The organism is Ruegeria sp. AI2, from assembly GCF_056541275.1.
Map to the genome: position 1 here is coordinate 51,888 of NZ_JBQFYB010000013.1, position 17,717 is coordinate 69,604.

Sequence of the window (17,717 nt, forward strand, 5' to 3'; positions counted from 1 at the left end):
AATCTTGCTTTCCGAGGTTAGTCAAACTCTGCCATATCCGCCTTGCGACGCGCCATTGAATGGAAGTTCTCCATTGTGAACTCGATTTCATCGCCGGTGGTCCAGTCAAAGAGTGCCCTTTCTACCTGTGTCAACGGACCTTCATAGACGTGGATAGCGCAGCTTTGTTCTTTGCCATCCGCCGTGATCGCGTGGATGGCTTCGGGCCCAAGGCGTACAACCTCGCCTGCCTTAACAATACGGTTGCCGCCGTGGCGCAGTTTCCCGGGTTCTTTCTTGTAAAGAACTTCGACCTCGGCACCGCGATAGACAGCGATATGTACCGACATGCAATGTTCGTGCGGTGCAAAAACGACTTCCGCGCCATAGCGACAGGTCCAGATCGAGCAGCTTTCATCCTCGAACAGCATAACCTCGTCCTCTTCCGTTGCCGCGATGGCGTCTGCCAGGTCATCCATCTGCGACAGACTTCCCTCCAGAAAAGCCCGAATAGCTGTGGAGCGATCCTCTGATGCGGCAGCTTGGCGGATTTGGCCGACAAGATCATCTAGGATTGTTGGGATCATGGTCTGTCTCCTTTCGCGTGTCATAGCCTCCTGTCTTTCTGACAAATTGGTTCAATCACGCCTTAGCTTCATTCTGCGCCAGTTGTGGCATTTCCACAGCTTTCGCAATAACAACGTGTTGGCTGGATCGGTTCGAAATGTTTTGATTTTTCAGTCGCTTCCCGCCATGTCAGATGAGTTGCAGCTGCCGTTTGCGCCGACCGCAGCCGCAAAGCGCGGCCCCATCAGGTCACAAATCTTCACACTACATCCACACCGCACTGAGACCTGAAATTCCGTAGGTTTCGCACTCATCTCCTTTTCGCCCCGGCCTCATCCGAAACGATAACCGGTTCCATGCACGGTGGCGATCAGATCACCATGCGGCGCAATCTTCTTGCGAAGCCTTGCCACATGCACGTCCACTGTGTTCGTCAACGGGTCCGCAGTCGCACCCCAGACTGAGTTAAGGATACGCTCCCTACTCATCACTTTGCCTTTATTTGTCATCAGCATCGTAAGTATGGCCATTTCTTTGACGGATAGGTCTTGACGTGCACCATCAACACGGACGCATTGTGCGTCTTTATCCAGGATTATTGGGCCTACGTTTTCTTCCGGCTCACAACACATCACCCAGGTCTTGCAGCGCCGCCTAAGAGCCGCAATCCGGGCCAATAACTCGTCAAAATCGAAAGGTTTGGCCAGATAATCATCCGCACCCTTTTCTAGACCTGCGATCTTTTCATGTGTCGATTCAAGGGCTGTCAGCATCAGGACCGGCGTGTAGTCCTTGCGAAATCGCATCTTGGTGCAAACTTCATGGCCCGAGATACCAGGCAACATGACATCCAATACGACCACGTCGAACTCGTTTTCTCCTAATAGCTCCAACGCCGTTTCGCCATCTTGTGCATGAGTTGGAATCATGCCCTCGGCTCTCAATCCGCGCACCAGAAAATCGGCAATCCCATCTTCGTCTTCAACTATCAAAATATTCATGAAACAGATCTCAATGGAGCGCGCAGTGGCAAGGATATCAGAACCTGCAATCCGCCGAACTCACTATCTGACAGTTTGACCAATCCGCCGTGAGCTTCAACTATGGATTTTACAATTGGCAAACCAAGCCCGTAGCCTGCATCGCGGTTCCCTCCTGCATTGGATCCCCGGTAAAAACGAGCAAATGCGTTTTGCTTCTCTGCATCACTCATACCTGGACCATTGTCTGCAACAGAAATCTCACATGTATCCCCGTTTTCACTAAGTGTTATGATAGTGGTTGTTGCCCCATGGTTATTGGCATTTTGAAGCACAGCCAGAAGTGCCTGGCGTAGACGAAGGCGGTCCACACTGACTGGAATAGACCCATCCGGTTCAGAAATTTCAGAAACAATTGGTGAGAGTGCAACCGCATCCTGGACGATCCTTGATAAGTTGCTCGCCTCTTTCTTGAGCTTCAGTTCGCCACTTTCTTGCCTGGATATCAAAAGCAGGTCGTCGACAATGGCCGATGTATGCTCCGCAGCGACTTTAGAACGGCGCAATGCCTCCTGGAGTTCACTAACCTCGGGCTGCCTGTTGCGCAGGGCAATGTCTGCTTCGCCGCGGATGATTGTAAGCGGCGTCTTCAATTCATGGCTGACATCAGCCAGAAGGCGTTGCCGCCCGCCAGACTGGACACGAGCCTCCTCTAAGAGCCGCTCCAGTTCACTCGTCCGCTGTTTCACGATGGTTTCAAGATCGGTGTTTTTATCTTCCAATATCTGGTGGCGCTCACTCACCTTTGTGGCCATGGAATTCAACAGAGCTGAGACTTGATCTATCTCTTGGCTTCCTGAAACAGCAATGCGCTTATCTAACTCTCCGCGCTCCATGCCTTCCACGCCGCTCAGCAGTCCTTGAAGCGGTTTGGTCACGTTGCGATGGAAAAACCGAATTGCCGCAAATGCCAGTCCTCCAGCAACTACAATAAACGCACCACCCATGGTTGTGACCAAAAGTACCTCTTGGCGAAGCTCTTCCCGTGTTTCCGCAACTTCTTCCTGCTCCTCGTCTAACGCCATTGTCATCAAGGCACGAAACCCAGCCTCGGTATCGTTGCCGAGCAGACCGACAAACGCCATCCAGCGGGTACTGGCTTCGTTAAGTGTTTGTATCTTCGTCCGGCGTTCAAAGTGCCGGATCAATACCTCGAGCTTTGTTTCCAGGCGTTCTAGAAGTTCCAGTTCTTCAATTTCTTCCTCGCCAACCATCTCAATCTCAGTTGCGATGATACCTCGGATCTCCGCGATATCTGACCGAATTTGGTCAGCGAGCGCGCGTGTTTCTGTTTCATCATCAACGTCGGGCGTCAAAAGCGTATTGCCGTAGTGCTTGAATAGCTGAAAACCGTTTGTGGACAGACGAAGATGTGCCTCATAAGAGGCCTGCGCCAGAGCCATACGCTCAATATGATTGCTGGTCCGGTCAATAGCCCAAAAGGCCAGACCACCGCTCAGTAGCGCAAGTAGAAACACTCCAAACGTATATCCAGTTACTACACTGGTCAGGCGCATTTTCTGTTGTCTCCCTCTACTATGCCATGACTGGCAGCCCGCTTCAGATCGCTGCACCCGTCCGAGAGCCAAACCTCCGTACCCGGCGCCTCCTTTGCTCCCAAGGTGTGCACGATGGTCGCACCGTTATTTCCAAGGTTCGGCAGAAGCCTATCGCGGTCAGCCAAATGCGACCAGACATAGCTCTGAATCACAATGCAAACTGGCTCTGCCAGTATCACTTGAACTACGGAAATCCTCAGTTTTTCAGTCGCGGTAAGATTGGTACCACGCTCGGTTACCGTCCCATCAAGACCACCAAGTCGGTCCATCAGTGAACCCAGACCATTCGCGCGCGCGCAGTCTTCTATCTCATGATCAGACGGACGACGCTTACAGCCAAGCGAGAGATTGCGACGAAGAGATCCCTTCAATAACGAAGGATCATCATTGACAAAACCAACCTGCAGTGTGGACCCAGATTCACCATCGAATTCCGCGGCCCAGCCGCTGGTCTCAGAACCAGATACGATGCAATGCATAGCGTCTACCGCGTCGTCAATCTCAAGGATCGAAAGACCAGTGACCTGGCCAGCTGGGCAGTAAAATCGTAGATCACCATCCTTCTTGAGCCACAAGCTCATCGGAGCGTCAACAGACGAACGTGATGGTTCCTCTTCGGTCGAGGCCAAAAGCGCCTCGCAGCGCGCTCGCGCCACGCTCCAAGCTACATATCGGTCCCAAACACCGATCATTTCTTTGATTGGCAGTGCAGCTATCCCCAAAACTGCTAACGCTCCAGCCGTTGTGCCCGGCGCAACCTCAAAATTAAGAGCAGTCCAAAGGATGGCCGCTCCACCGAAACCAAGACCTGCATCAGGCAAGGCTCGTAACAATGAGACGCGACGTATGCGACTAACCGAATTATCTGCGACCGCCCTGCCCTCTTTCTTCAAGCTCTTCAATTCGCGGCGCAATCGCCCAAGCCGGGTCAGAGCGTCCGACATCATGATCCGTTCCATCGCAAAGATTGCCAATTTGGCTCTGCTTTTTCTCAATCGCCTGTGGCGTCGGCGAAGAATTGTACCGAGTCCTACCATAAGCAGAACCGCAGCCAGCAGTGGGAGCGCACCCGCAGCAGCCAGGCGCGGATCAAGCCACCACAAGCAAGTAAATGCTGCAGGCGCAACCAAGGCCCCGACAATCAGCCGATGTACTCCCAATCCAACCCAGCCCCGGGCTGCGGTCATATCCCCAACAAAGCGCAAAGAGAGCCCGCCGACGCTTCTGCGATTTCGAACTTTCTGTGGAAGCCGCGCAATCGCCGAAAAGACGACTTCGCGCAGTTCAATAGCGAAAGAATGTCCAATGGCTTCAGCCTTTGTTCGCGCAAGCGCATTGCAAGTTGCCGTGGCAGCCGCCGAAAAACACAAGAGCCCCACCAGCATAAATGGAACATCAGCGCTTCCGTGCAGTGCTTCGAACAGGCCTCGTGTGGAAAGTGCCGCCAGAAACAGACATGCCGCCTGCAGTACACCGAGCATCACCATGGCGAAAATTGCCCGACCTCGTGGCCGGGCAAGAGGGTTAGGAAGCCTCAAATCACTCATGCGGCAACCGCTCCATCCGAATGTGTCTCAACTCGTTCATTCCGCATCAGGTGAGCGGTCAAATCGGTAACGACGCCAGGGGTACACAGTTCTTCCCGTGTCAAGATCGGCACTCCGGTGACATGGCCTGCTTCCCGCGCACCAAGTGCCGACAGGCTGACCTTGCCTGAGATAGCAAAGGGTGACAGGCCGCAGGTCGAGAGCAACTGCGTGCCGCCGACAGCGCCAAGTGCATCTGGAGCTGCGAAAAGCAGGCCATCCATGCGGCGGATGATTGAAGAGTCTTGCAGGATTTCGCGGGTTTCTTTCTGGAATACTCCGTCGGCAATCTCCACCACGGCCACCGTAGCACCACCTCGGGCCGCTTGCCCAACCAGCGTATCAAAGGACTGTTCGATATCTGCCAAGGGCACCCGGAAGGTGGAAGCATAGCCAGTATCAGTGAAATCACTCGCCGGGATGCCAGCATCCTCAAAGGCATTGAAGTCCCCGAAGGCTCCAGTACCTGTAGCTTTGATTCCAGCCACCTCATAGCCCGCGCGCATCAATCCATGTGCCAGACAGACAGCAGCGGTGGTTTTGCCCGCATTCATCGATGCGCCAAAAACACCAAACACCGTCATGTTTTCCGGCACGGTTGCGGCATCGATCGCATACCGGTCTATATTGACTACAATGCCGTGACGATCCGCCAGCGCACCTATGGGGCGCAGCTGTGTTGGTTTTGACATCGCGTGATGAGCAGCTTCAACTGTGCCCGCCAAGCCGCCACCAGCCAACAAATCGAGCATGTCGCCACTTAGCTTTGCGGCTCCTAGGAACTGATCCGGAGCGTAGCGGTCTCCGAGACAGACCACCACGAGATCGCCAGGATACATAACTGACAAGCGCTGATTTTCCTGCTGAATCTTCTTGTGCTGCCCAATACTGGCGACCTCACACAATATGAGGTCGCCAGCACGCAGGGTGGCTGGTGTGAGTGGGGCAAGCCCTGCGATGTCCGAACGCAACGCACGGCGTGTCGTGAACGCCCATTTGATTTTGTGCCGCACGGAAGCAAAATTGAGTGTCGCGTGGGTTTCCATGTGTTCCTCCTGAGCCGTGGATTGTATTGACAATCACACTTTGTCCGGAACGCGGTTGCAAAGCCTGACGCATGAGTGACGCACGCGTTAAGCAAATATTAACGAGATATGAACGAGCAACGGCCGTTGAAATTCCTCAGATCTGCAACAATGAAAAAAAGGTCAGCAGTGTTTTGTTAATAAAAAAACTGCTGCGGGTTACATCGTCGAACCACCGATCTTGTCGTTGAGAATCTCGAGTATTCTGTTTCTTTGTATTTTCCCTGATGGCCCTTTTGGCAATTCCGGCAAGACATGGACTTGATCGGGGGATTTGAATCGACCCAGCTTGGTTTCGCAAATCTGCAATAGGGTCAGCGACGTCAGTTCGGATCCGTCCCGGATTTTCACGGCGGCCTCAACGGTTTCACCATAGCTGCGACAGGGGCGCGCAAAAGCTGCGGCTTCAACAACGTCGGGATGGGAGTACAGCGCTTCGTCGATCTCACGCGGGGCGATATTTTCACCGCCTTTGATGATCAGTTCTTTCAGGCGGCCGGTGACATAGACGTACCCATCCTCATCCATACGCGCCAGATCACCCGTACGCAGCCAGCCATCGGCTGTAAAAGTACCTGCAGTCGCATCCGGGTTCTTGAGATATTCAAGCATGACGTTCGGTCCGCTTATAACCAGCTCACCTTCAGTCCCATGTGGAACCCGTTGCTGATTTAGGTCCAGAATCGCGGCGTTATTTCCGTACGCAACACCTGGTGAGCCGATCTTGCGCACGCCTGGCGGAAGGGGGTTTGACAGGATCTGCGCCGCAGTTTCTGTAAGCCCCATAGTTTCGATGATGGGAACCTCGAACCGCTCTTCAAATGCGCGTTGCACATCCGGGGCCAGCGCGGATGACGCGGACCGCCCGAACCGCAACTGCTGTCGTGTCTGGGCATCCGGGTTGTTGTCGGAATGCAGCAGATGAGAGATTATTGTCGGGACCACCGAAAACCAAGTAGCTTGCGTTTTCCCGACGTTGTCCCAGAACCGGCTTGCCGAAAACCGTTCGCACATGACCAGCGATCCACCCGAGACGAGCGTTCCCATCACCGTCACGCAAAGCCCGTTGATATGGTAGATCGGCAAAACACAGAAGCCACGGTCCGTGTCTGACAGCTCATGCGCGATAGCAGTGGTCCAGCCTCCAGCCAACAGGCTGGAATGGGTGTGAACGACACCTTTGGGACGGCCGGTTGTGCCCGAAGTGTACATGAGCAGGGCGTGATCATCGGGCGCCAAATCGTAAAGCTCGGCAGTGGCGTTACCGGCGTCGGTGACCTGCAAGGCCGTGGTCACTGCAGGATCGGCAGTTCGGTCAAACAACTCGGTTTGATCTGGGTGCACAAAGGCAAAGCGTGCGCCGCTGTGTTCAAGCGCGTAGGCTACGGCACTGTCGCCCGCAACAAGATTGATCATGGTTGCCCGGAACCCACCACACAGAACGCCGAATAAGGCAATCAGCGCCTCGCGGCAGTTAGGGTAAACAAGGGCGACACTCTCGCCTTTTTGCACGCCCAAGCGGGTCAACATGCTTGCAACGTTTCGGGACGAGCTGCTCAGCTCCGCCCAGCTCAGATCCGGTGCGCCATCGGGGAACACAAACCCGGTTCCGCCCTGATCGGCCCTACGGTCCAGCCAGTCGCGGACTGTGCCTTTTGGCGGTTCCATCATTGCCCGGTCTCCTGCCAATACGCGCCGAAAACATCCTCTAGCGCGGGTTCGCGCGGGGCTATTTCACGCACGACTTTGGTCGTTTGGACGAAGTGCCGCCAATGCAGGTTGGTATCGATTGAGTTCCCACCCCAACTGCCGCATCCCATAGAAAGCGAAAAGGGCATGCCATTGTTAAAGCTGCCACCAGTGGCAAATGTATGCGCTTGATTGACGATGACCCGGCAGGTCGGCAGGTCGCGACCAAGCTCAACCGCGCGCGTGTCGTCGCTGGTGTGAATGCCGACCGAGTGTCCGGCCCCCTGATGGGCTAAAATGCGCGCTGCGGTGGCTTTCGCGGCGGCATAGTCTGAGGCCCGATACAGGGCCAGAACGCGGCTTAGTTTCTCACCGGACAGGGGGTGATTGGGGCCGATGCCGTCGGTTTCGACCGCCAGAAACTTGGTGCCTTCGGGGACTTTCCCGGCCATTCCCAGCGCCTCAAGCATCTTGTCAGCGTCCTGAGCGATGGCTGACCGATTCAGGTGTCCGTCCGGCCAAAGGCGGGAAACGATCCCTGCTTCGTCAGAGGACGGAATCAGCGCGCCTCCCTCAGCTGCCATTGCGGCGACAAAGTCGTCATAGACCGCTTCTACAACAACGACGGCATTTTCGGACGAGCAGGAGGTCGCGTTGTCGAAACACTTCGAGGCCGTGATCTTGGCTGCGGCGGCCGCTAAGTCGGCGGTTTCATCGACTATCACCGTGACGTTGCCCGCACCAACCGCGACGGCGGGTGTCCCGCAGGACTGCGCCCGGTGCACGTTATTCTGGCTGCCGGTGCAAATAACCCGATCCGAGCCTTCCATCAGCCGTTGGGTTTTGGCCTTCGATCCCGGCGCGGGGAGCATTTGAACCAGATCCGCGTCCAGCCCCAGCTTTTCAAACTCGGCGTGAATGAAACTCAGCAGCAGCTCACAGGATGCGACACCTTTGGGCGAGGGCGCGACGACGATCGCGTTGCCGCCCTTCAGGGCATTGATAATGTTGTTGGCCGGAGTTGCAGCGGGATTGGTCGACGGGACGACCGCGCCGATTACGCCAATCGGGCGGGCGATTTCGGTGATGCCTGTTTCAGGATCGTCACTGATGACGCCGTAAGTCTTTGCCTCGGCAATATCGCGCAGCAGGCCGAGGGTCTTGCGATGGTTCTTGGTGATCTTGTCAGGGACATTGCCCAGCCCTGTGGTTTCCACGGCCAGCTCTGCCAACGCCCGATTGCGCGCGGGTTCCATGATCGCCCAACCCGCTGCCAGCGCCGCCTTGTCATAAAGTGTCTGGCTGCCTGCGGCTTCATAGGCGATCTGCGCCTTGCGCGCCTGCGCCATGATCCGGTCAACTTCGGCGATCTCGGGGGCTATCTCGTTCTGAGCGTTCATGTTCATCCTCGATGTGTTTTCCGGGGCGGACCAGACCCGCCCCGGTGGGGGTCGTTCAGAGGCCAGCCAGCAGTTCGTTCAGCGTCTGTTGGCGCTGCGCCCACATCTCGATCACTTCGTCACGTGTCATGATGTGCATGGGCGAGCCGCCCGCTTCCATCTTCTTGGTGACGCGCGAGTTGGCGAACATCTCGGGCACGGTGGCGGCCAGTTTTTCAATCACCTCTGGCGGCGTCCCTTTGGGCACCATTACACCGCGGAAGTTGACCGAGGAATTGTCGACGTCCAGCCCCTGTTCCATCATCGTCGGAACGTCGGGCAGGAACGCATTGCGCTCCAGATCGGCGACGCCAAGGATTTTGACGTTACCTGCCTCTTGCGCGCGGAAGGCATCGGACAGATTGTTGATGCCGCCCATGACTTCGCCGGCTATCACTGCTTTCATCGCCGCAGCTCCGCCGCCTTTGGTCGGGATGTAGGCCATCTTGGTTCCGGCGGCCTTGTCGATCTGCAGCGCCGCGATGTGGTGACCCACAAAAAGACCCGCGCCGGATACGGTCAGCTTGCCCGGGTTTTCCTTGGCGTAGGCCACGACGTCTTCCATCGAGTTGAACTCGCTATCCGCACCAACCACGAACACCGCCGGGTCTGCACCCCAGTTAGCAATAGGCTCAAAGCTGTCCGCCGAATACTCGACACCACCCTTGATCGACTGGGCGATGAAGTGGGGCACGTTATAGGCCGCCAAAGTGTAGCCGTCCGGATCAGCTTGCGTTGCGAACCAGTTCCATCCGACACGCCCGCCCGCACCGGGCTTGTTGATGATGGCGATGGGCATTCCCAGTGCATCCTCGTTCCCGGCGGTCATGGTTACAATCCGTGCCTGGAAATCGGTGGCCCCACCAGCCCCGTAGCTGACCATCATCATCAGCGGTCGTTCGGGATAGTCCTCTGCCGTTGCCGCGCCCGTCAGGCACGCCAGAGCCATTGCTGCCCCTGCAATCAATCTTTTCATTTTCCCTTTCCTCCCTGATTTGGTTCGACCACGCGCCTGCGGGATCAGAACAGAATTTCTCTTGGTGTGTAGACGTTCAAAAGCATCGCAAAGAGCCCGTACATCACTGTTACAAAGACTGCTGTGATGATCCCGCGCTTGATCCAGGTTTTGCCCTCGGAATGCGGTGCGGGGTCATAGATCGACAGCAGGATGAAAAAAGCGATGGTTGTTGCGGTGTAGAACCCCAGCGTTTTTGCGGCCCAGAACACGTAGATCGGTGTGACGATAAGACCGGGCAGCATGTTCACAAACATTGTCCGCGTCACGCCGTTGCCGATCTTGGACAAACCCATGACCGCCTTGCCAAATGTCCACCCGGCCAGCACCACAAAGACAGTTGCGATCAGACGCGGGAACAGGAATGCCTCGGCCGGTTGCTGGGTATAGCTGACCCAGGTCACCCAAAGGCCGACTGCAAATACCATACCCGACCCGAATATGTGCTGCGAGCGGTTCATGCCTGTGCCTCCTCTTTGGTGGTGTAGCGGCGGCTTCGCAGTTCCATCCAGGCTGAGTAGGCGATCGAGGCAAGAACCACTGCGATCAGGAACAGGTTCAACCCACCGGTCAGGAAGTACGACGCCTTACCGACGGTCGCGTCAGCGATCATTCCCCCTTGGATAAAGTTGGCTTCGGCGATGGGTCCTAGGATCAGTCCCAGCACCAGCGGCGCGGCCGAGAAGCCAAAGCGTTCCAGAAAGAACATGCCGATGCCCAGACAGGCCATGACATAGACGTCACCCATCGAGCCCTGAACGGAATAGGCCCCAAAGACCGACAGTGACAGAACGATAGCTGCCATGACGGATTGCGGAACCTGTGCGACTCGCGCCGCAAGCCCTGCAACGTAAAGGCCAAAGATGCACATCAGCACTTGGCCGATCAGCATCGAGTTGATGAAGGTCCAGGCGACGTCAGGATGATTGTCGAACAAATCCGAGCCCGGGAAGATCCCGTGGATCAGCAAGCCACCCAACAGCACGGCAGCGGTCGGGCTGCCGGGGATCGAAAGGGTCAATAGCGGAACCAACGACGGTCCGACCATAGCGTTGTTGGCAGATTCCGCAGCAATCACACCCTCGGAGTGCCCAGTGCCGAACTTGTCTTTCTCGGCCGAGAATTTCTTGGTCTGATCATAGGCCACGAGTCCCGCGATCTGTCCCCCGACGCCGGGGATAAGACCGATGATCGAACCGGTCAGCGTGCCGATGCTCAGCGCACGTGTGCGACTGAAAAGTTCGCGGAAGGCTGCGAGGACTGAGTGACGCTGTACTTCGATGACCTCGGCGCCCGTGTTGTTGCGACCCTTAGCAAACATCGTCAGCACCTGAGGTATCGCAAACAGGCCAATCAACGCGGCGATTATGTTGATGCCGCCACCCAGTGCTGGGTGAAAAATGAATCTCTGCGCGCCCATGATGTCGTCGAACCCGATTGTGGCCAGCCACAACCCGATACATCCCGACAGTAGGCCTTTGACCACCGAGGCGGAGTCAAGCGTGCCAATCACGGTCACGCCGAGAATGGCCAGCCAGAAAAGGTGTGACGGGCCAAAAGCCAGCGCCCATTTCGCCAGCACCGGGGTCAGGAAGATCAGCAGCAATACGCCAAAAATACCGCCAACCGCCGAGGCCAGAAAAGACAGTTGCAAAGCCCGCGCACCCTCCCCCTGTTTTGCCATGGTATGGCCGTCCAACGTTGTGGCGATATTTGCAGGCGCGCCGGGGATCTTCAGAAGTATGGCACTTACGGCACCTCCGGCAACGGTTGACGTATAGGCTGCCCCCAGCAGGATCAGACCCTGCGCCGCCTCAAGCTGGAAAGTAAACGGGATCAGAAGTGCGACAGCCATTGTCGGCGACAGGCCCGGCGTTGCCCCCAGGATCAGGCCGCCAATCGTGCCGCCCAACAGCAACAAAAACGACAACGGTGTGAAGACGTCTCCGAAGTAATAAATGAATTCCATTCAGGGCCTCCCAACCCATCGGTCCACACTTTTACTTTGTTGACAAATCAGGGTAGGCGATGAAAATAGTATTGCAAATGTTTTCATAAATTCGACCGAATGGAAGAATATTATGGCTAATTATCAAAAGGGTAAGGTGGATATTGTAGCGGTTGCAAAGGCCGCAAAAGTGTCACCGTCAACGGTGTCCCGCACCTTTAATCACCCCAATCTGGTCAACCCTGCGACTCGGAAGAAGATCAACCGAGCAGTGCAAAGGTTGGGATACATCCGAAACCGAGCAGCGCAGACGATGCACGGCAAAAGGTCAGGCACAATCGGTCTAGTCGTCCCTACCATCAACCACGCAATTTTCGCCGAAGTCATTCAGGCATTTTCAGATTCCATCGACAGTGCCGGGTTTACCCTTTTGCTGGCATCACACGGTTATAATCTCGACCGAGAATACGCGATGGTCCGCAAGCTGCTGGAGCATCGGATAGACGGGGTGGCGCTGGTAGGGCTGGAGCATTCTAAAGCCACTGTTCAGTTGATCAAGCAGCAGAGAACACCGGCGCTCGCTATATGGAACTACTCAAATGACTGCCCGCTTCCGTGTGTCGGAGCCGACAACCGCTTGGCCGGGCGCCTTGCGGCAGAACACCTGCTTGCATTGGAGCACCGTGACATTGGGCTGATCTTTCCCAAAACTACAGACAATGACCGGGCGCAAAATCGTCTTTCTGCCGTACGTGACGCGCTTTATGAAAAGGGTATTTCCATTCCGAATGAACGAGATTCTGAAGCCCCATACAGCATATCTCAGGCTAAGCAGGCGGCCACATCTCTTCTAACTGAACGTACTCGCCCTACCGCTTTACTTTGCGGAAACGACGTCATCGCACAGGGCGCTTTGTTTGCGGCCCAAAACCTTGGCTTGAAGGTTCCTAATGACCTGTCAATCATCGGTATTGGAGATTTCAAGGGGTCCGCGGATGTTGAGCCAGGGCTCACCACTATTCGCATTCCAGCAACAACCATTGGAAAACTCGCAGGCGAAAGATTCACCAATTATATTATGTCAGACGATCCAGATCACTTCAGTATCTGCTGCGAATTAGAGTGCGTCGTCAGAGGAACAACTGGTCCAGCGGTAGTATAGGTTCAACGTCAGAACAAAATTCTGGTCAACCTAATGCGAATGCCAAACCATAGTGAAGTCAAAACGTGGGGCTTGACCTGCATGCAGCAACAAGAAGCAAAATTACCGGAAATCTCTCCTGAAACAAGCGAAGCGATGTCGCCCGTAAACCAGTGGCTATTGAGCGCTGGTCGTGACAAGGCAAACGTTTGTGAGCTGTTAGAGTCCCTGAATGTCCGTCTGACCGCACTCGATATCCCACTTGTCAAAATGTTTGTCGGGGTGGAGCAACTCCACCCCGAACTATTTGCTGAAACCTATGTCTGGGATGCAAAGAAGGGTACGCAAATCCTTGCCCGCCCTCATGGAGCACAGCTATTGGATAGCTATAAAAATAGTCCTATTCCAAAAATACTTTCTGGTGTCCCGATGATACGGCTGCATGACTTGAGTATTGAGTATGCTTTTGGGCAATCCCTCAAGTCAGACGGCGCCACAGATGCCGTCTTTATGAGTTTGCGCTTCAGTCAAAATCGTCCACAGGTTCTGTGCTGCGCAACAGATCAGCCCTCGGGTTTCACTCCAAAACACGTCATGAAAATCGCATCACTTTTGCCAGCACTCGGATGTGTTGTTGAACTGCTCACAGCTCGCAGAACGGCTGTTCATCTTTTGGATGCTTACGTGGGGCATGATGCCGGTACCCGCATTCTGAATGGTGAAATCACGCGTGGGTCCGGTAAAACTCAAAGCGGGATCATATGGTTTTGCGACCTTGCCGGATTTACGTCAATGAGCGAAGCACTATCCAGTAGCGATTTGATTGGAATGCTAAATCAGTTTTTCGACGCTATGGCCAAACCGGTTGAAAAATACCAAGGTACAATTTTAAAGTTTTTGGGAGACGGCATTCTAGCGTTTTTTGCTTTGCCGGCAGACGTCGATGATCCTTCGAAAGTGTGCTCGTCGGTGTTAAATGCCGCGCGTGAAGCTTGCGAAAACGTAGATCGACTAAACTCCGACCGCAGTAATGTAGGAGATCCGCCGATTTCATTTGGGATTGGTTTGCACATTGGTGAAGTGCTTTATGGGAATGTGGGCGCGGTAAATAGACTTGACTTCACCGTGATTGGGTCTGCCGTGAACTACGCGGCGCGATTAGAAGCGATCACCCGCCGTACGAACTACCGCATTGTGGTGTCATCTGAGTTCGCTGCTCGTGTCAGCGAAACGTTGCCTTTGGTTGGCCTCTTTGAGCTGCCGGGCATTTGCGAACCGCAGCCCGTTCACGGCGCATTGTCGTGTTAACCGCCATTCGATTGTTTCTCATGGAATTTGTTTCACGCCCGTTCGTTAGAAAAAGTACTTGATACCAATGTATGGACCATGCTGGTCGACGTCATAGGCAAATTCACCGGAACTCAGTGTGTCGCTATAGTCGACGCTAAAGTAACGATACCCGAACGTGAACGCGGTCTTCTCCCAAGGTTGATAGTCGAAACCAACATTTGCACCAATCTGGAGGTCATTTCCACCGGCACCAAAACCGCCAAGTTCCAAGGACCCAATCCCAGTCCATTTCTGGTTTAGCCGCCACATCCCGCGTATGCCGACGACTGGTTCTATCCAACCCTGATCTCCACCCAACGTAGGTGGGTTCCCCGGTCCTGGGGTAGTTAGGTCGATTTCCTGACGGATGGAGTTGTACCTCAGACCACCTTGGAGATCGATTGCATACCTCTGGCCGCTGCTGCCGTATTCGCCATCTGAAATACGGTAAGCCCCAAGCACACCAAACCATTTTTGACGAACGTCCACGTTTACCCCGGCACCCAGAGGGCCAGGCAGATTGGAATCCTGTTCGATCCCCACATAATTTGCATCCACGATGATGCCAAAATCCCCGTTCCATGCCTCGTACCGGCCGGCTGCTGCGAAATCGAGCACATCCAGGACGTCACCAAGGTCCAGATCCAAATCCGCGGATTGTCCAGCCACGGTTGACGTACCCGTGGTTCGTAGGGGTGTGAACAGATAGAATGAGGCTCCATGCCGCCAGCCTGTTTCGTTTTGACCTGGCGCAGGTAGAGACTGAGCACGGGAAAGCCCGGGCATAGATAATACGCCGGTCAGAAATACGAGGGCGCTAATTGATCTGCGATGGAGCATCGGATTTTCCTTGCATATTGGCGGCGCTTAGTAGTTGAACCTCAGACCTATCCCGGCACCTTGGTCGTAGGGTCTGTCAGTACCAATACCGACCAACACATCTGCGTAGAGTGCAATTCCAGGGCTGAGGTTCTTACCGATCTGGAATTCGGCGGTCGCGGGCCACGCGTCATTTTCCCAATCGTATGGCGCCTTGATATCTGCTTTGGCCCAATACCCGTCACCAAATGGCTGAAGCGCAATAAGGCGCATCGCAGTCTGGCTGACATCGGTCGAACCGTTATATGAAGCAAAGTGTTGGACCAGAGGGATCAGAGTCAGCCCAGTATTAGTGTTTGCAAAAGCGAACCCACCAAATGGGGCTATCTGATCCGACCCGGTGCCGATGCCTTCGTCGGGGTCACCAAAATCGAGGATCCACTCCAAACCAAGTGCAGACTTCACGCTCCAGGTGTCATTCAAGGGTTTCTGTGAGGGAAAGTAGATCAGCTTGAAGCTGGTCTTTTCGAACCCGTCGAACCTTTCACCAGTCGCATTCGTTGAATTGTAGTGGAGCTCGTATTTTAGTTTTAGATCGGGGCGTAACATGTATGCACCGTCGACAAAGGCATCCTGACGGTCTGCACCCCCTCCCAGATCAAAATACTGATATCGAATGTCGGTATTGTTAACCGCAGCCAAAGGATTTGACGCGTTTTCCTCAGCTTCTGATGCAGAGCCTACCACGAGCAGTACATAGATCAGAGGAACAAGACAATGGAAGATGCGTGACATCAGACACCTAAGAGAAGTTGGATGGTCAAGTTAGACGGCGACAGGTTCTCGCCGCCGTCTACCTTCATCATTGCCAGCTGGAGAAGACTTCTCGGGTCAACTCGCTTTCGGGACGAAGATTCTCAATACCTTCATACGGCACACCCTTGCCCAGCGGCAGATGCGGGTGCTTTGCAATGGTTTTCTGATGGCGCTTCACCATGTCTTGGAAAGATGCACCGGACCATAGTGAATACCCGACAAGCGGATGCTCTTCACGCGGGTCGCGATAGACATTGAACACGGGGGCCGCAGCGCCGGGCTGACCGGGGGCCGGCAAATGCATCTTGAACTCTTGCTTCACGACTGAGCGCAATACGGGCCCTTCGTACACATAGACGTAGTCGCGACGCGAGTTGCCTTCGCCTTCAAGTAACAGCGCCGTCTGGTCAATGCCGTCGATCACGCGGTCGCGCGGGATGCGGTCAGTTGCGCCTGCGATCCGCGCGAAGGTCGTGAACAAATCCGAGACATGTACGATGTCACCTGCTGCACTGCCTGGCTCGATAGCGCCAGGCCAGCGGATGAACGCGTCAGTTCGCACTCCGCCTTCAAGGTGCTGCGTCTTTCCGCCGCGATAAATCAACTGGTTCAGACCGGACGTTCCTTCGTAGTGATACATCAGGCCATTGTCAGCCATAATCATAACGATGGTGTTGTCCGCCTTGCCAGTTTCATCCAGCTTAGCCAGAACTTCACCGATCCAGCCGTCCAGAACCTGCAACTTGTCGGCATGGAAGCCACCATTGCGGGAAACGGCCTGATCCGGATAAGCAAAATTCAGCGGATAGAGTGGCCAGTATTGCATAAAGAATGGGTCGTCCTGCGAGGCGAGGCGGTCAAGCTGTTCCAGTGCCTGACGCTGATAGCGCAGGTTCATTTCTTCGTATTTAGCCTGTGTCCATTCTTCGCCCGGCGCCATGTCGACTTCGCGAGCAAGGCCACCTGCTTCCCCTTCAACGCCGGTTACCAGACCATAGGGCTTGAATCGCTCATCCAGCTGGAATTGGTTGGACTGTCCGGACGGATGGAAGCCAAGCATATTGTTGGCAACCATCGCATCCCGTGTCATCAGGCTGAGTTGAACCTGCTGATGCAAAGGGAATGCGGCCCAGTCAAAACCCTGATTGTGCGGGTAAGCCTGCTCAATATCGCCCTGATGCCATTTCCCGACATGAGCAGTGTTGTATCCTTCTTCCTTCAGGATCTCGGCAATCGTGACTTCTTCAGCTGCAAGACCTTCGCCAACCAGCGCAACTTTGACCTCTTCAACGCCGGCGCGCACCGGATGACGACCGGTCAACATCGCAGTTCGTGTCGGTGTGCAGGATGGCTCAGTATACATTCTCATCAAGGACATGCCTTCGTTGGCAAAGTCGTTGATGTTGGGCGTGTCGAAACCTGTGACGTAGTTCATCGTCCGGTTACCCATTTGACCGAAGCTGACATCGTCGATCAGGATATACAGGATATTGGGCGGCTGGCCGCCATTGGCGTCGCGGATCTCGGCAAGTTTCGCCTCAATCTCGGAGTCCTGCGCATCCCATTGCTCGCCAAACTGTGCGCGTAGGAACTCAAACTCGCCATCATGGATGATAGGCGCATCCTGGGCAAAACCCGCGCCAGCCATCAGCACCATGGCTGTGGCATGTTTCAATATTGATCTCATCGGTATCCCTTCCCCTAT

15 protein-coding genes are annotated in these 17,717 nt (G+C 54.9%); 2 read left to right on the forward strand and 13 right to left on the reverse strand.

Annotation, left to right across the window (positions count from 1 at the left end; genetic code table 11):
- Window positions 1–17: 17 nt before the first annotated feature.
- The 10 genes from ACR0LL_RS17665 to ACR0LL_RS17710 form a co-directional block, all read right to left on the reverse strand.
- Entirely contained in the window at window positions 18–566 is a 549-nt protein-coding gene (locus ACR0LL_RS17665; RefSeq protein WP_170624875.1) for a cupin domain-containing protein, read from the reverse strand.
- Window positions 567–878: 312 nt separating this feature from the next.
- Window positions 879–1,547 carry a response regulator transcription factor gene (locus ACR0LL_RS17670; protein ID WP_170624874.1) on the reverse strand — a complete coding sequence of 223 codons (669 nt, stop codon included), beginning with the start codon at window positions 1,545–1,547 and terminating at the stop codon, window positions 879–881.
- Entirely contained in the window at window positions 1,544–3,103 is a 1,560-nt protein-coding gene (locus tag ACR0LL_RS17675; protein WP_170624873.1) for a sensor histidine kinase, read from the reverse strand. The genes ACR0LL_RS17670 and ACR0LL_RS17675 overlap by 4 nt, the downstream gene beginning before the upstream one ends.
- Window positions 3,094–4,692: an ABC transporter ATP-binding protein gene (locus ACR0LL_RS17680; protein ID WP_170624872.1), complete on the reverse strand. Its 1,599-nt coding sequence runs from the start codon at window positions 4,690–4,692 to the stop codon at window positions 3,094–3,096. The genes ACR0LL_RS17675 and ACR0LL_RS17680 overlap by 10 nt, the downstream gene beginning before the upstream one ends.
- Window positions 4,689–5,777, reverse strand: coding sequence for a P-loop NTPase family protein (locus tag ACR0LL_RS17685; protein WP_170624871.1), 1,089 nt, complete (start codon window positions 5,775–5,777; stop codon window positions 4,689–4,691). The genes ACR0LL_RS17680 and ACR0LL_RS17685 overlap by 4 nt, the downstream gene beginning before the upstream one ends.
- Before the next feature lie 198 nt (window positions 5,778–5,975).
- Complete coding sequence (locus tag ACR0LL_RS17690) at window positions 5,976–7,487, reverse strand: AMP-binding protein (protein ID WP_480588550.1); 1,512 nt, start codon at window positions 7,485–7,487, stop codon at window positions 5,976–5,978.
- Window positions 7,484–8,905 carry an acylating sulfoacetaldehyde dehydrogenase gene (gene sauS, locus ACR0LL_RS17695; RefSeq protein WP_170624869.1) on the reverse strand — a complete coding sequence of 474 codons (1,422 nt, stop codon included), beginning with the start codon at window positions 8,903–8,905 and terminating at the stop codon, window positions 7,484–7,486. Before sauS ends, ACR0LL_RS17690 begins: the two co-directional genes overlap by 4 nt.
- Before the next feature lie 55 nt (window positions 8,906–8,960).
- The gene (locus ACR0LL_RS17700; RefSeq protein WP_170624868.1) at window positions 8,961–9,920 is read right to left on the reverse strand and encodes a tripartite tricarboxylate transporter substrate binding protein; all 960 of its coding nucleotides are present in this window, start codon (window positions 9,918–9,920) and stop codon (window positions 8,961–8,963) included.
- A 44-nt stretch (window positions 9,921–9,964) separates the two neighbouring features.
- Complete coding sequence (locus tag ACR0LL_RS17705) at window positions 9,965–10,420, reverse strand: tripartite tricarboxylate transporter TctB family protein (RefSeq protein ID WP_170624867.1); 456 nt, start codon at window positions 10,418–10,420, stop codon at window positions 9,965–9,967.
- Window positions 10,417–11,928: a tripartite tricarboxylate transporter permease gene (locus tag ACR0LL_RS17710; RefSeq protein WP_170624866.1), complete on the reverse strand. Its 1,512-nt coding sequence runs from the start codon at window positions 11,926–11,928 to the stop codon at window positions 10,417–10,419. Before ACR0LL_RS17710 ends, ACR0LL_RS17705 begins: the two co-directional genes overlap by 4 nt.
- A gap of 112 nt (window positions 11,929–12,040) precedes the next feature.
- On the opposite strand from ACR0LL_RS17710, the gene ACR0LL_RS17715 reads away from it, so the two are divergent.
- The gene (locus ACR0LL_RS17715; RefSeq protein ID WP_170624865.1) at window positions 12,041–13,069 is read left to right on the forward strand and encodes a LacI family DNA-binding transcriptional regulator; all 1,029 of its coding nucleotides are present in this window, start codon (window positions 12,041–12,043) and stop codon (window positions 13,067–13,069) included.
- Between the two features lie 81 nt (window positions 13,070–13,150).
- Window positions 13,151–14,356: an adenylate/guanylate cyclase domain-containing protein gene (locus ACR0LL_RS17720; RefSeq protein ID WP_170624864.1), complete on the forward strand. Its 1,206-nt coding sequence runs from the start codon at window positions 13,151–13,153 to the stop codon at window positions 14,354–14,356.
- Window positions 14,357–14,401: 45 nt separating this feature from the next.
- Here ACR0LL_RS17720 and ACR0LL_RS17725 read toward each other — a convergent pair whose 3' ends face one another.
- From ACR0LL_RS17725 to ACR0LL_RS17735, 3 genes are all read right to left on the reverse strand, one after another.
- A complete protein-coding gene (locus tag ACR0LL_RS17725) occupies window positions 14,402–15,046 on the reverse strand; it encodes a hypothetical protein (RefSeq protein ID WP_170624863.1) in 645 nt (214 codons plus the stop codon).
- 198 nt (window positions 15,047–15,244) lie between these two features.
- Window positions 15,245–15,991: a hypothetical protein gene (locus tag ACR0LL_RS17730; RefSeq protein WP_170624862.1), complete on the reverse strand. Its 747-nt coding sequence runs from the start codon at window positions 15,989–15,991 to the stop codon at window positions 15,245–15,247.
- 67 nt (window positions 15,992–16,058) lie between these two features.
- A complete protein-coding gene (locus ACR0LL_RS17735) occupies window positions 16,059–17,687 on the reverse strand; it encodes a sulfatase-like hydrolase/transferase (protein WP_480588552.1) in 1,629 nt (542 codons plus the stop codon).
- Window positions 17,688–17,717 lie beyond the last annotated feature (30 nt).